Origin of the sequence: Haloarcula sp. CGMCC 1.6347 (assembly GCF_037078395.1) — an archaeon.
Taxonomy (GTDB): Archaea; Halobacteriota; Halobacteria; order Halobacteriales; family Haloarculaceae; genus Haloarcula; species Haloarcula amylolytica.
This window is the reverse complement of record NZ_JAYMGX010000002.1, coordinates 108,336-120,488: the sequence shown is the minus strand read 5'-3', so window position 1 is coordinate 120,488 and position 12,153 is coordinate 108,336. Positions and strand designations below refer to the sequence as shown.

Genomic DNA, 12,153 nt, shown 5'->3' with positions numbered 1-12,153 from the left:
CGTTTGACCGTTTCGACTGGTGCAAGTGTCTGGCCGAGTACGCAGTGACAATCCGACAGCTACACGTACGACGCACCAGAATCACCGCTCATGGCAGACGACCACCACGAAGAGGACCGGCCGGATTACGACCCTGAACACGTCGAACTGCCCGCGCGAGAACCGCCGCTTCGGTCGACGGCCCCACAGAGCCCGTTCACCATGTCGCAGGTCGGGACAGGGCTCGGCGTCCTGCTGGTCGGACTGGTGCTTACGTTCGGTATCGCGCTGGCGCTGGCCTGAGCAGGTCGGTATGACCACGTCGGCCGCCAGGGATATCATTTCTGATACTTCTGGGGAGAGTATATAGGTTTCCGCGCGAATAACTGTTGTACAATGTCGCCCCAGTCAGGCGCGAGTACAGCGGTCGCAACGGGAACGTCAGTGGCGACCGCTGGGACGCGCGCTGGCCGAGAGGCGACCAGCGCTGCTCGGGACCGACTGGACGCCGATCGGGTGGACTTCTGTCAGGTGTTTGCCAGTTCCGGGTTCGACCCCGAAGCCGTTCTGGCGGGCGTGAATGCGCTCGTCGACGACGAGACAGCCGTTGTCGGCTGCACGGCTGGCGGAACGTTCACTGAGGAGCGAACGATGGACGCCGGCGTGGCCGTCACGCTCGTTACCAGTGATTCGTTCCGGTTCGATACGGCCCTTGCCGCCGGTCTCAGCGAGAACACCCGTGGGGCTGTCAGAGATGCTGTCCGAGCGCTTCCCGACGATATCGAGGAACCCTACCAGTCAGCGATCGTCCTCCACGACGGGCTGTCGGGCGTCGGTGAACAGTTGTCGCTGTCAGTCCAGCGACGGCTTGGCCCCTATGTCGAATTCGCAGGTGGGGCAGCGTCTGACGGTCTCCGGATGGAGTCGACACCAGTGTTTTGCGATGAGTCGGTTGTCGACGACGCAGTCGTTATCGTACTCGTCTCCGGCGAAAAGCGTCCGATCATTACCGTCAACCACGGCCACAGCCCCATCTCAGAACCGTGGGAGGTAACCGAGGTCTCCGGGAACGTGGTTCACGAACTCGACGGTGAACCAGCGTTTGCGGTATGGAAAGACGCTGTTCGAGACCACGCTGTGGAGACAACGGGGGTAGCCGTCGACGACGTCCCAGTCGGTTCGACGGCGCTCAGGAAGCTCATGGTCGAATACCTGTTCGGTATCGACCAGGGTGAAACCTACAAGATCCGCTGGCCCCGGACTGCGATTGAAGAGACTGGCGCACTGCAGTTTGCCGTCGATATTCCGGAGGGAACTGTCCTCCGCGTAATGCATGGCAACAAAGCTGACCAGATCGCGTCCGCCGAACAGGCTGCTGCCGACGCTGTCTCGCTGTGTGACGGTCCCATCGCTGGCGCGTTCGTCTACGACTGTGCGTGTCGTCAGATTCTCTTCGACGACGCGTTTTCGGCGACTGTCGATGGTATCACATCGACCCTGTCGGCCCCAGTTGCTGGGTTTGAGACGTACGGAGAGCTGTGTATGCAGGCCGGACAACTCAGTGGCTTTCACAACACGACAACGGTGCTCTTTGCACTGCCGGAGTAACAGATGAATCGAACAGGACTCGTCTCAAAGTTCGCAGAAACGGTCGGCATCGAGAAGGCGTCGGCTATCGTCGACGACGCGATGGCTGATCTGGGTATCAGTGGCGACACGGAGATAGACGACACGGATGCACAGGATATCTGTGATATAATCCAGCACAACAACGAGGGATACGTCGCACTCGTCGCGAGTGAACTCCGCGTGCAGCTGGCGGCACAGGAACGGTTTGACGCGCTCCTGGGGAACATCCCAAACCCGGCTGTCGTCGTCGAGTTTGAGCAGCGAGAACCGTACGTCAAGTCGATCAACGAAGCGTTCGCGGACACGTTCGGCTACGACCAGACGGATGCAGTCGGAACGGAGCTTCGGACACTCCTCGCGCCGCCCGGAGCCGACTCCGAAGTCATCAGGACTGACTGGTGGGAACAGACCGGCCAGTCGGAGCAAGAGGTCAGGCGGACGACTGCATCAGGCGAGATACGGACCTACCTGTTCCGGAGTACCATCGTCACCCGTGACAGCAGCCAGCTGGAAGGGTACGGGATATACACCGACATCACTGAACGGAAGCGCCGCGAACAACAGCTGAAACACCAGAACGAGCGGCTTGACGAGTTTGTCAGTATCGTCAGCCACGACCTTCGGAACCCGTTGAACGTCGCATCCGGCCGCACCCACCTCCTGCTCGGCGACATCGAGGATGCGGCTGTTCGGGAGGGGTTACAGGAGGTCGCCGCGGCACACGAGCGGATGGCACGGATCCTCGATGACACGCTGACGCTCGCTCGTCAGGGGCGGGTCGTCGGAGAGACCACGAGCGTCTCCATCGAAGCCGTCGCAGGCGACGCGTGGCAACAGGTCGAAACCGGGGACGCAACGCTTACCATCGAAACCGACGCGACCATCGAGGCGGACGCCGAGCGCCTCCAGCAGCTATTCGAGAATCTCTACCGGAACGCCATCGAGCATGCGGGCGCGGAATGCACCGTCGTCGTTTCCGCGCCCGAGACACATGAGAACGGGTTCTCCATCGCCGACGACGGCCCCGGCATTTCACCGGACGACCGTGAGCTAGTGTTCGAACACGGCTACTCGACGAACTCGGACGGGACAGGGTTCGGCCTGTCGATCGTTCAGAGCATCGCCGAAGCGCACGGCTGGTCGGTCGCAGTCTCGGAGAGCGAGAGGGGCGGTGCGCGGTTCGATGTCCGCTGGTAATCAGGCCAGTTCGTCTTCGATGACCGACCGCAGGTCGGCGATGTCCGCAGCGTCGTACGCCAGCGTCCCGTCGTTGACAGTGATATCGAGCCGGTTCGAGCCGTTTGCTTCGCCCAGTTCCGTCACCGGGGCGACGCCGTCGAAGGCTTCCCGGACCGCCACCGGGTCGGTCGTCTCGAACACGACGCGGCCGGGCCGCTCGTTGAACAGGAGTCGGTTCTGGCTGCCACGCTCGACCGGCTCGATGTCGACCGACGCGCCGGCGTCCTCGTGGACCATCTCCGCAAGTGCCACTGCCAGCCCGCCGTGGCTCACGTCGTGGCTCGCCAGTACGTGGTCGGCGTCGGCAACCTCGGCAATCGTCTCGACAACGTCCGTTGAGTCCGCCGGGAGGGCGGGGAAGCGGTCGGTCCCGCCGAACTGCGCGGTGTACTCGGAGCCGCCGAGTCGCGGGTCGGCTTCGCCTTCCAGCGCGGTGTCACCGACGACGACGAGCGTTCCCTCGCCGGACAGCGACAGCGGCGGGGCGTCGTAGCCTTCCTTGACCCCGACCAGCGCGAGCGTCGGCGTGGGCGGAATCGGCCCGTCCTGTGAATCGTTGTACAGCGAGACGTTGCCGCCGACGACCGGCACGTCGAGGTCGCTGCACATATCAGCCAGCCCGTCGACGATACCTTTGAAGCCGCCGTACACGTCGGGTTTCTCGGGGTTGCCGCCGTTCAGACAGTCCACGGCCGCGTGGGGCGTCGCGCCCTTCGCGGCGACGTTGGTGGCGTTTTCCAGTGCGACGGCGCGTGCGCCCTCATACGGCGCGGCGTCGGTCCAGTTGGGGTCCGCGCCGGCGGAGAACGCCAGCCCGGTCCCGGCTTCGCGAACGGCGAGCAGCGCGGCGTCGTCGCCGGGCAGGACGCTCGTTCGGACCTGCACCTCGTGGTCGTACTGGCGGTACACCCACCGTTTGGAAGCGCAGTTCGGACTACCGACAATTTGCTCGAACGCCTCGTCCAGCGACACCGTCGGCAGGTCCCGTTCCTGTTTCGGTGGCGCGTTGCTCGGCAGGTCGTTCATCGGCGCGCCGTCGCCGAGGAACGTCGCGTCCACGTCGACGACTGTCTCGCTGTCTCGCGGGCGCTGCCCGCTCGACTTGTCCGAGACAGTTGTCTCGCTCCCCTCGAACGTACAGACGTAGTTCGTGCCCGGTTCGGTGAGTTCGCCGATGACCGAACAGCCGAGGTCGAACCGCTCGGCGAGTTCGGCGACGCGGTCGACGTTTTCGGGCGCAACCTCATACACCATCCGCTCCTGGCTCTCTGCGAGGAGAATCTCCATGGCGTTCATGTTCGGTTCGCGCTGGTGGACGCGGTCCAGTTCGATGCGCGCGCCGAGGCCGCCCTTGGCGACCAGTTCCGAGGACGCGCCACCGAGGCCGGCGGCCCCGAGATCCCGGGCCGACTCGACGAGCGCCTCGTCCAGCAGCGCCTCGTTGCACTCGATGAGGAGCTTCTCCGAGTACGGGTCGCCGACCTGCACGGCCGGCCGGTCCTCGGTTTCGGCGTCCTCCGCGAGGTCCTCGCTGGCGAAGGACGCGCCGCCGAGGCCGTCCCGCCCCGTCGCGTTGCCGACGAGGACGAGCTTGTTACCGGGCTCCTGGGCCTCGGCGGTGATGGTCCGCTCGGGCTCCAGCAGGCCGATACAGGAGACGTTCACGAGCGGGTTGCCTTCGTAGTCGTCGTGGAAGGCGACGCTGCCGGCCACTGTCGGGACGCCGATGCAGTTCCCGTAGTGGGAGATGCCCTCGACGACGCCCTCGAAGAGATAGCGCGAGTGTTCCCGGTCGAAGTCACCGAAGTACAGGCAGTCGGCCAGCGCGATGGGGTAGGCCCCCATCGACAGCGTGTCGCGGACGATCCCGCCCACGCCCGTCGCCGCGCCGTCGAACGGGTCGACGTAGGACGGGTGGTTGTGGGACTCGACGCCCATCGTGATGTACATTTCCTCGCCGTCGCCGTTGGTCGGTAGAGAGACGACGGCCGCGTCGTCGCCGGGGCCGATGACGACCTGATCGCCCTCGGAGTCGAACGCCGACAGCAGGGGGCGAGAGGAGCGATACGCGCAGTGTTCGCTCCAGAGGTTCTCGAAGAGAGCGGCCTCCGCCCGGGTCGGCTCCCGGCCGATCTCCTCGACCACGAGTTCGTGGTCCGCGTCGGACAGGCTCATTACCTCCTCGTGGCCGCCCACAAGATAAGTCCCTTTCCATGCACCCGCGTCGGTAGTACGCGAATGTACACTCTGGCCGGGAACACAGCGAAACTCGCGTCGGCAGCTCAGCGAACGGCGACCGTCGAGGCGCGCCTGTACAACGACTCGACACCCACTCCCAATAACTGAGATTCACAGCTGAATACGAGTGGCTACTGAGAATCGGTCATGGGTATCAAGAGGGTAATATGGGCCGTTGGAGTGGCTATACGAGGTTATTGGCTCAATATCTCCGGAGGCGTCACATCGAAGTCCGGGTTTTCAAATAAGATAACTGGCACTCGGAGTATATATGACCGCTGGCCATACCCCAACACAGTATGGGTGCTGCCGACGGTGACTGGCTGACGCTGGAAGGGAGTTCTTTCTCCGGCCGGTCCTTCTCCAGCGTGTGGGCGGTAGCGCTGGCGACGTACGGTGTCGGTGACGTGGTTACCACTATCGCCATCGTCTATTTCGTCCCGACGTTCACCGAGGCAAATCCCGCGATCAGGTGGGCGATCCAGTCGTTCGGCGGCGGCGGCTTCCTCGGCCTCAAACTCCTCGTGATATACTGCTGTCTCGGCGTGAGCATCTGGGGCGGCGTGCTCGAAGAAGACCCGTTGCTCTACTACGGTCCGCCGGTGCTTCTGACAGTGATGGGGCTCGCCGTGACCGGGTTCAACCTCAATCTGCTGTTTTCCTGAGGAACCGCCGTTTTACTGCCGGACTATTCAGCCGTCGCGTTGCCCGCGGTGGTCCCGTCCGACTGGTTGTTAGCCGGAGTCTCTGTCGGAGTTTCGGACAGGAGCGCGCTCGGCGGTGGGGAGGCACTGCCGCCGCTTTCGGTCGAAGTGGCGTCAGTTCCGTCCGGTGTCGACTCTGCCGGGCTTGGCGTCGTCTCGGTGGCGGGCTCAGAAGTCGCGTCGCTGTTGTCGGTGAGACCGAGGGTCCCAACGCCAGCACCGACGACGGCGAGTAAAACGAGAAGGACCAGTCCCAGAAGCCGCTTGTTGTAGGTTCCGTCCGCATCCCGAAAGATATCGCTATCCATCTCGGCTCCGCCTCCGGCGGGCCGCGACGCCGCACCGTAAGTACTCCGATACCATCGTTTTTTGATAGGTTGTTGCTTTCTGTCGTGGAGGGACTCTCCACTATCCCACCAAGCCACCGATATCCCACCCAGTCGGCTCAGCTTACGATATGTCGCCCAGCAAACCGTATAACGTTTTCCATGTACTCAGCTGTCAGAACGGCACGCTCTCGTCGGACGATTCGTCCGCATCGTCCGTCCGGAGTTCACCGGTTTTCCGGTACCGCGTTTCGAGTTGCTGGAGTTTGTCGTTGATACTCGTACTCTGGTGGTGGCCAGGGCTCACGCGGACGCGGACAAGGTCGTACTCGTGGCGGTCCGACAGCCCGTTCCAGGCGCGAAACGCGCCGACAGTCAGCGTGTCGCTCTGGGGGCAGAACTCGGTCGTCGGCGTGAACTCGGCTCGCAACACGCTCCTGTCGTCCGTCTCACGGCCGTAGCGGAAGCCCGCGTCCGGGTGCCGATGGTCGAGGTTCAGCCGTGCGAGGTTGTACCCGAAAGTCATGTCGTACACGCCGCGCTCGTCGAACAGGTCCATCGTGAGTCGGTGGAACGCGGCGTGGTCGGTGCCGGTCAGTACTGCTGTCTCAGACAGGAACGGGCCGGGGTCAGGGTTGTGTTCGGGAACGAACGTCCCGTAGCTATCGAACCCGACGTCTGAGCCGCCACGGAGGCCGGAGAGAAGGCTCATACTGAAACGAACGGGCGGCATCCATCAGGACCTACTCCCGAACGTGTTCGGGGGAACCCCCTCACCGACGCCCGGCGAACGCTCAGGTGATGCCAGCAACCACACTCGACCTGCGCGAGACGCCGCCGCCGGAGCGACACTCGAAGATACACGACTCCTTCGAGGCGCTGTCCTCAGGGGAGACGCTTCGGATTATCAACGATCACGAGCCGAAGCCGCTGTTCTACGAGATGCAAGCCGAGGTCGAGGCGTTCGACGCGGCGAATTACCGGTGCGAGCAGGACGGCCCACAGAAGTTCGTCGCCGACCTCCCGAAACAATGAGCGAATCTACCGTCACAGAAACGGAGCGAGCAACGCTCGACGGCGACGGGGACGGCCGGACGAGGTTGTTCGACGGGGAGCCAAAGACCGTCCGGTTGACGCTCGGTGCGGGCGAGTCGATTCCGGCCCACAAGCATCCCGGTCGGGACATCGTGTTCCTCCTCCGTTCGGGCGCCGTGGACCTGACGCTCGGCGACGAGACGGTGTCGCTCTCTCCCGGCGACGTCGTCCGGTTCGACGGTGACCAGAACATCTCCCCCGCCGCAACGGCGGACAGCGAGGCACTGCTCGTTTTGGCGTCGTCGGAGTAGGCTCACTCGAACAGGGAAATCGCGGTTTCGATCCGCTCGTCGTCTGCACTCCTCGCCGCGTCCTGTAGAGTTGCCCGGGGGACGGCGAGCAATCGGTCGACGAGCCGTTCGCTCAGTTTTTCGACCGCAAGCCGCTGGTCAGCCGTCAGTTCGCCGTCCTGTTGTAGCTGTGACAGCGTCCGTTCGAGTTGCTCCCGCTGAATCTTCGCACCACGGCTGTCGATCCGAGCGATCGCTTCTTCGACGTCGACAGGCGGCTCCGTGTTCTGATTCATCTGTGCCAGATGACTGTCACTGTCGCGTCGTCGGTCTCAACACTTTCGTACTCGTAGCCTCTGTCCTCGAGTTTCGGATAGAGGTGCTGTGGGGCGCGGTCGTTGAACTGGACGAGGACGATGTCGTCGTCAAGGTCCGCAAGCCGCTCTAGTGTCTGCTTGAGCGGCTTTGGCGGCCCCAGCGACTGCACATCGAGGCGTTCCGTCGGCGCGTCACCGGGCGCACCAGTTTCCGAAATCAGGGCCGCGATCTGCTCTGTTGGCTGGTGGTTCGACGTCATGTGTTTGCGTTCGGTTGTGAACGGGCCGACCCTTTCCCCGAACATATTCGGCCACATTGCCAGCAGGGACAGGGTCATACTACACAGCAATGAGCGGAATACCTGCCGACGTGGACGCAGACGCCGCCCCGCCGATGACGGTTCCGCTGCGTCATTTCGTCGTCGCGCTGGCGTTTCTGGTCGCCGGTGTCACCGTCGGCGTCGTCGAGGGTCGGGCCGGCCACCTCGCACAGGTCCACCTCCTGCTCGCGGGGTGGGTCTGTCTCACCATCATGGGCGCACTGACGCAGTTCGTTCCGGTCTGGTGTGGAATCGAACTCCATTCGCGCCGCCTCGCTGCTGCGCAGTTACCACTCGCGGCGGTCGGGATCGCGGGTCTGGCCGCTGGCTTCCTGACAGCGACTCCTGCAGTGTTGCCAGTCGCCGGAGCGTTCGCGCTGATCGGCGTCTGGACGCTCTGTTACAACATCGGACGGACGCTACTCGCTGCGGAGCCCGACGTCACGGCGATTCATTTCGGCTGGGCACTGCTGTTTTTCGCCCTCGTGACGGCCGCCGGGATCGTGCTGGCGCTGGACCACGCCGCCGGCGTCCTCCCGCTTTTGGGAATCGGCAGGCAGGGGCTCTTGCTGGCCCACGGGACACTCGCCGTGTTCGGTGCTGTCCTGACGACTGTCGCGGGCGCGCTGGCACAGCTCGCCCCGATGTTCACGCAGGCCGACACCGGCAAGGTTGACGCAGCGGTCCAGCGGGCGGAGACGGCCGTCTATCCGCTTGGGGTCCTTGCGCTCGCTGGCGGTCGGCTGATCGGGTCACCCGTTCTGGCCCGGTTCGGCGCGGTTCTCGTCGCTGCCGGTCTCGGCGTGGTGGCGGTGCTCCTGGCGCGACAGCTCGTCGGGGCGCGTGTCGAGTGGTCCCCGATGTTGACCCGATACAGCGTCGCAGCGCTGTCGCTGTTTCTCTGGGCGGGGCTGACGATGTTCGCATGGTGGAACGACCCGCTCGCGTACGCCGGGCTGCTCGGTCAGCCGTCGACAGTGCTGCTCGTCGGCGGCGTCGGCTTCGTCGTCCTCGGGACGCTGTATCACGTCGTCCCGTTCATCGTCTGGGTCCACCGGTACAGTGACCGCCTCGGCTTCGAGGACGTGCCGATGGTCGATGACCTGTACGACCACCGAATCGCGGCGATAGATGGTGTGACGCTGATAACTGCGTACGGCCTCCTCGTGAGCAGTCAGTGGCTTGAGACACCGGACGGCACGGCGTTGGTCGCCGGGGGGCTCGCGTTTTTCGGGACCGTCTTGTTCGCGGGCAACCTCGTCGCTGTCCTCGTCGAACACAGCCCGCAATCGCTGCCAACACTGCTGACCGGTCGTGAACACACACCCGCCGAGGACTCGTAACTCAGTTCGTCGTGGTCGGCTGGTCAGTGTACACCGAGTAGGTCAGAATAAAGAACCCGGCAGCGGTGAACAGCTCCTCGACAGTGACGCTCTGTGCCACCGGCATGCCGACGAACTGGTGGAGGCTCCCCCCGAGTATTGCGCCCAGTGTGACGAACCCGATACCGAGACAGAGCGCTCGCATCGCCGGTGCTCGAGTGCGGCGGTATGCGCGGTATGTCAACGTCGTCAGTATCACACCGCAGAACAGCGTGACTGTCTTCATCCCGATTAACAACACTGCGTTCGCTCCAAGCATGGCTCTGATTGACACGTCCTGATAAATATACCGTCCGTAGCGTTTCCAGTCGGTGAGAATACCAGTGTCACGACGTAATACGGACCAGTTGCCCGCTCCGAGCGAAATCGAGAACCAAGAGACGAATCGAGCACCGCGCCGCGCAGTCACTACCGAACGTATAGCGAGTACAGGATGATACCCAGGCCGATGGCCGTCAGCGAACTCGACGTGAACACGCTCACAGCGAGCAGTTGCTGGCCGAGATACCTGCCGACAAAGATGTCGAGGACACCGCCGGCAAACGCACCGAGGGTCACCACCCCGAACCCGTAGGTGAGCCACTTGTGCTGGGGGCTTTTCGTCCGGCTGTACGCCTGATACGAGTAGTACGTAATCAGTCCGCCAAGAATGAGGATCAGTGTCTTCGAGACGACGATGCCGACCTGTGAACTTGGGATGTGTACCATGGTTATGTCTCCTTTCGCACCTCAGACCAGAGGTTTTCGAGCCGTTGGTCCGGCGTCCGAGCGCGGTGTGAGATGTCGACGGTGAGCGACAGTTCCTCGTCGAGACTGATGACGACCTCCTCGAAGTCGATCGCGTACCGGCTCGCGTGTTGGCCGTCCGACCGGACTTCGACGCCCTCGTACAGCAACGAGGACTCCGTCAGTAGTTCGAGCTTTCGGTAGGTCGTCGATAGCGGTACGCCGCTCCGGTCGGATATTTCGCTCGCCGTCAACGGTTCCTCCAGTACGCTGACAATGGCGCGACAGTCCTCGTCGTCGAGTGCGTCGAGGACCGTCTGTAACTCCGGCGTCTCCTCGTCAGCGAAGGGGTCCCGGACCATCCTTGCTCGACACTGCCCGCCCAAGACGTTTAATGTAACCGACTCGGGAGCGCTTACCGCCCGACACAGCCGACGTTTCCGCCACACAGCACGCAATATATGGGGCACTTATCTGTAACCGTTCGTTCGTTCCCAGCAACTGAGAACGCTTCTGTCGGTCTGAGAACTCCCTTCGGGGGTTTATACTGTGGTATCTTATCCACAGTTGCTTATGGAAGACCAGATTGGCGCACCCGGATCGGGCATCTCCCGTCGTGACTTCGTGAAAGCCTCCGGCCTCGGTGGCACGGTCGCGCTTGCGGGCTGTACCGCCCCGGGTGAGGTTCCGACCGAAGAGTCAGTCGACACCAGCACAACTCCAGCACAATCCGACAGTGACCTCCCGACCACGTCGCCGCCTGAGATCGTCAACGTCGACGAACAGGGTGGCGAAGTGACGCTTTCCTCTGTCCCGGCCAAACACGAAGCCCATCCCGGCGAATCCATGGGCGGCCCGGTCGAACTCCCGAAGGTGTGGGCGTTCAAGGCCGACGACGGCGAACCGAGCGTCCCGGGTCCGATCCTCCGGACGACGGAGGGCGAGGACATGGAGGTCACCTTCGACAACACGGACGGCATGCGCCCGCACACGGTCCACTTCCACGCCGTCCGGAAGAAATGGGAAGACGACGGCGTCCCGACCACGACGGGCATCCGTATCGACCCCGGCGAGAAACACACCTACACCATCCCCGCGAACGTGACGGGCACGCATCTCTATCACTGCCACTACCAGACTCACCGCCACATCGACATGGGGATGTACGGCATCTTCCGCGTCGACCCGAAGGGGTACGAACCGGCCGACAAGGAGTACTTCATGACGCTGAAGGAGTGGGACTCCCGGCTCAACCGCCAGATGGCCGGCATGGACGCCAGCTACGACGTTCGCAACCGCCGCCCCGATACGTTCACGGTCAACGGCAAGTCCGCGCCGCGGACGCTGCACCCGGAGGACGGCTCGCCGATCATCGTCGAGCAGGGCGACACGGTGCGCATCCACATGTGTAACAACGGGTACATGGACCACCCGATGCACATCCACAACCACCGATTCCAGGTGACCCACAAGGACGGCGGGAAGATTCCGGAAGCCGCCCGCCACGACCAGGACATCACTAGCATCCCGCCCGCCGGTCGGCACACTATCGAGTTCGAGGCCGACGCCGACCCCGGCATCTACCTCGCGCACTGTCACAAGGTCAGCCACGCGATGAACGGGACTTCTTACCCCGGTGGGATGATCACCGGTGTCGTCTACAAGGAGGCGATGGACACCGACATCTTCAAACAGTTGATGGACTACGCCGGCTACGAAGCGTAAGACGACGTTTCGATTGGCTGCGTGAGTTGATTGGTCTTTTCGCGGGACATTCCGGCTAGATCTGAGGCACTGCGTTCCGTCCGATGGCGACAGGCGTGATCCGCCGATAAACCAGGTACTGCTATATCGAATTCTTCTGCAAATGAACTGCCATGCGTCGTCGCCAGAGCTCTTCGGTTATACGAACAGTACACTGTCGGAGTCAGCCAGAGAGGACTCCTTGGTGTGTCGAGAGAGCGTCTT

16 protein-coding genes are annotated in these 12,153 nt (G+C 63.2%); 8 read left to right on the top strand and 8 right to left on the bottom strand.

Annotation, left to right across the window (positions count from 1 at the left end):
- Positions 1 to 90 precede the first annotated feature (90 nt).
- The 3 genes from VI340_RS08945 (at position 91) to VI340_RS08935 (ending at position 2,805) form a co-directional block, all read left to right on the top strand.
- Positions 91 to 282 (top strand): DUF7550 family protein, encoded by a 192-nt coding sequence (locus VI340_RS08945; protein WP_004591771.1) that lies wholly within the window; start codon positions 91 to 93, stop codon positions 280 to 282.
- A gap of 93 nt (positions 283 to 375) precedes the next feature.
- The gene (locus VI340_RS08940) at positions 376 to 1,587 is read left to right on the top strand and encodes an FIST signal transduction protein (RefSeq protein WP_336358221.1); all 1,212 of its coding nucleotides are present in this window, start codon (positions 376 to 378) and stop codon (positions 1,585 to 1,587) included.
- Positions 1,588 to 1,590: 3 nt separating this feature from the next.
- Complete coding sequence (locus VI340_RS08935; RefSeq protein WP_008313161.1) at positions 1,591 to 2,805, top strand: sensor histidine kinase; 1,215 nt, start codon at positions 1,591 to 1,593, stop codon at positions 2,803 to 2,805.
- Here VI340_RS08935 and purL read toward each other — a convergent pair whose 3' ends face one another.
- A complete protein-coding gene (purL, locus tag VI340_RS08930) occupies positions 2,806 to 5,022 on the bottom strand; it encodes a phosphoribosylformylglycinamidine synthase subunit PurL (protein ID WP_336358220.1) in 2,217 nt (738 codons plus the stop codon). It lies immediately after the preceding gene.
- Positions 5,023 to 5,384: 362 nt separating this feature from the next.
- Here purL and VI340_RS08925 point away from each other — a divergent pair, with 362 nt between their 5' ends.
- Complete coding sequence (locus tag VI340_RS08925) at positions 5,385 to 5,750, top strand: hypothetical protein (RefSeq protein ID WP_008313166.1); 366 nt, start codon at positions 5,385 to 5,387, stop codon at positions 5,748 to 5,750.
- 23 nt (positions 5,751 to 5,773) lie between these two features.
- On the opposite strand, the gene VI340_RS08920 is transcribed toward VI340_RS08925, so the two are convergent.
- Positions 5,774 to 6,097: a hypothetical protein gene (locus tag VI340_RS08920; RefSeq protein WP_336329261.1), complete on the bottom strand. Its 324-nt coding sequence runs from the start codon at positions 6,095 to 6,097 to the stop codon at positions 5,774 to 5,776.
- A 193-nt stretch (positions 6,098 to 6,290) separates the two neighbouring features.
- Entirely contained in the window at positions 6,291 to 6,827 is a 537-nt protein-coding gene (locus VI340_RS08915; RefSeq protein ID WP_008313170.1) for a hypothetical protein, read from the bottom strand.
- Between the two features lie 89 nt (positions 6,828 to 6,916).
- Here VI340_RS08915 and VI340_RS08910 point away from each other — a divergent pair, with 89 nt between their 5' ends.
- Together VI340_RS08910 and VI340_RS08905 are read left to right on the top strand one after the other, a co-directional pair.
- Positions 6,917 to 7,150 (top strand): DUF2249 domain-containing protein, encoded by a 234-nt coding sequence (locus VI340_RS08910; protein WP_008313171.1) that lies wholly within the window; start codon positions 6,917 to 6,919, stop codon positions 7,148 to 7,150.
- Positions 7,147 to 7,461 carry a cupin domain-containing protein gene (locus VI340_RS08905; protein ID WP_008313173.1) on the top strand — a complete coding sequence of 105 codons (315 nt, stop codon included), beginning with the start codon at positions 7,147 to 7,149 and terminating at the stop codon, positions 7,459 to 7,461. Before VI340_RS08910 ends, VI340_RS08905 begins: the two co-directional genes overlap by 4 nt.
- Positions 7,462 to 7,463: 2 nt before the next feature.
- On the opposite strand, the gene VI340_RS08900 is transcribed toward VI340_RS08905, so the two are convergent.
- A complete protein-coding gene (locus tag VI340_RS08900; RefSeq protein ID WP_008313175.1) occupies positions 7,464 to 7,736 on the bottom strand; it encodes a glutamyl-tRNAGlu reductase in 273 nt (90 codons plus the stop codon).
- Positions 7,733 to 8,017: a DUF2249 domain-containing protein gene (locus tag VI340_RS08895; protein WP_014040729.1), complete on the bottom strand. Its 285-nt coding sequence runs from the start codon at positions 8,015 to 8,017 to the stop codon at positions 7,733 to 7,735. Before VI340_RS08895 ends, VI340_RS08900 begins: the two co-directional genes overlap by 4 nt.
- Positions 8,018 to 8,106: 89 nt before the next feature.
- On the opposite strand from VI340_RS08895, the gene VI340_RS08890 reads away from it, so the two are divergent.
- On the top strand, positions 8,107 to 9,420 hold the full coding sequence (locus VI340_RS08890; protein WP_008313179.1) for a hypothetical protein: 1,314 nt from the start codon (positions 8,107 to 8,109) through the stop codon (positions 9,418 to 9,420).
- A 1-nt stretch (position 9,421) separates the two neighbouring features.
- On the opposite strand, the gene VI340_RS08885 is transcribed toward VI340_RS08890, so the two are convergent.
- The 3 genes from VI340_RS08885 to VI340_RS08875 form a co-directional block, all read right to left on the bottom strand.
- Entirely contained in the window at positions 9,422 to 9,685 is a 264-nt protein-coding gene (locus VI340_RS08885; RefSeq protein WP_008313180.1) for a DUF7521 family protein, read from the bottom strand.
- Positions 9,686 to 9,867: 182 nt separating this feature from the next.
- Positions 9,868 to 10,167, bottom strand: coding sequence for a DUF7521 family protein (locus VI340_RS08880; protein WP_008313181.1), 300 nt, complete (start codon positions 10,165 to 10,167; stop codon positions 9,868 to 9,870).
- A 2-nt stretch (positions 10,168 to 10,169) separates the two neighbouring features.
- Positions 10,170 to 10,547: a helix-turn-helix domain-containing protein gene (locus tag VI340_RS08875; RefSeq protein ID WP_004591803.1), complete on the bottom strand. Its 378-nt coding sequence runs from the start codon at positions 10,545 to 10,547 to the stop codon at positions 10,170 to 10,172.
- Positions 10,548 to 10,758: 211 nt separating this feature from the next.
- Between VI340_RS08875 and VI340_RS08870 the strand changes: the two genes are divergently transcribed.
- Positions 10,759 to 11,910 (top strand): multicopper oxidase domain-containing protein, encoded by a 1,152-nt coding sequence (locus VI340_RS08870; protein WP_008313182.1) that lies wholly within the window; start codon positions 10,759 to 10,761, stop codon positions 11,908 to 11,910.
- Positions 11,911 to 12,153 lie beyond the last annotated feature (243 nt).

Excerpts from the sequence above, each read along its gene's own strand:
- VI340_RS08945 (WP_004591771.1), top strand. The coding sequence starts at position 91 with ATGGCAGACGACCACCACGAAGAGGACCGGCCGGATTACGACCCTGAA.
- VI340_RS08940 (WP_336358221.1), top strand. The coding sequence starts at position 376 with ATGTCGCCCCAGTCAGGCGCGAGTACAGCGGTCGCAACGGGAACGTCA.
- VI340_RS08935 (WP_008313161.1), top strand. The coding sequence starts at position 1,591 with ATGAATCGAACAGGACTCGTCTCAAAGTTCGCAGAAACGGTCGGCATC.
- purL (WP_336358220.1), bottom strand. The coding sequence starts at position 5,022 with ATGAGCCTGTCCGACGCGGACCACGAACTCGTGGTCGAGGAGATCGGC.
- VI340_RS08925 (WP_008313166.1), top strand. The coding sequence starts at position 5,385 with ATGGGTGCTGCCGACGGTGACTGGCTGACGCTGGAAGGGAGTTCTTTC.
- VI340_RS08920 (WP_336329261.1), bottom strand. The coding sequence starts at position 6,097 with ATGGATAGCGATATCTTTCGGGATGCGGACGGAACCTACAACAAGCGG.
- VI340_RS08915 (WP_008313170.1), bottom strand. The coding sequence starts at position 6,827 with ATGAGCCTTCTCTCCGGCCTCCGTGGCGGCTCAGACGTCGGGTTCGAT.
- VI340_RS08910 (WP_008313171.1), top strand. The coding sequence starts at position 6,917 with ATGCCAGCAACCACACTCGACCTGCGCGAGACGCCGCCGCCGGAGCGA.
- VI340_RS08905 (WP_008313173.1), top strand. The coding sequence starts at position 7,147 with ATGAGCGAATCTACCGTCACAGAAACGGAGCGAGCAACGCTCGACGGC.
- VI340_RS08900 (WP_008313175.1), bottom strand. The coding sequence starts at position 7,736 with ATGAATCAGAACACGGAGCCGCCTGTCGACGTCGAAGAAGCGATCGCT.
- VI340_RS08895 (WP_014040729.1), bottom strand. The coding sequence starts at position 8,017 with ATGACGTCGAACCACCAGCCAACAGAGCAGATCGCGGCCCTGATTTCG.
- VI340_RS08890 (WP_008313179.1), top strand. The coding sequence starts at position 8,107 with ATGAGCGGAATACCTGCCGACGTGGACGCAGACGCCGCCCCGCCGATG.
- VI340_RS08885 (WP_008313180.1), bottom strand. The coding sequence starts at position 9,685 with ATGAAGACAGTCACGCTGTTCTGCGGTGTGATACTGACGACGTTGACA.
- VI340_RS08880 (WP_008313181.1), bottom strand. The coding sequence starts at position 10,167 with ATGGTACACATCCCAAGTTCACAGGTCGGCATCGTCGTCTCGAAGACA.
- VI340_RS08875 (WP_004591803.1), bottom strand. The coding sequence starts at position 10,547 with ATGGTCCGGGACCCCTTCGCTGACGAGGAGACGCCGGAGTTACAGACG.
- VI340_RS08870 (WP_008313182.1), top strand. The coding sequence starts at position 10,759 with ATGGAAGACCAGATTGGCGCACCCGGATCGGGCATCTCCCGTCGTGAC.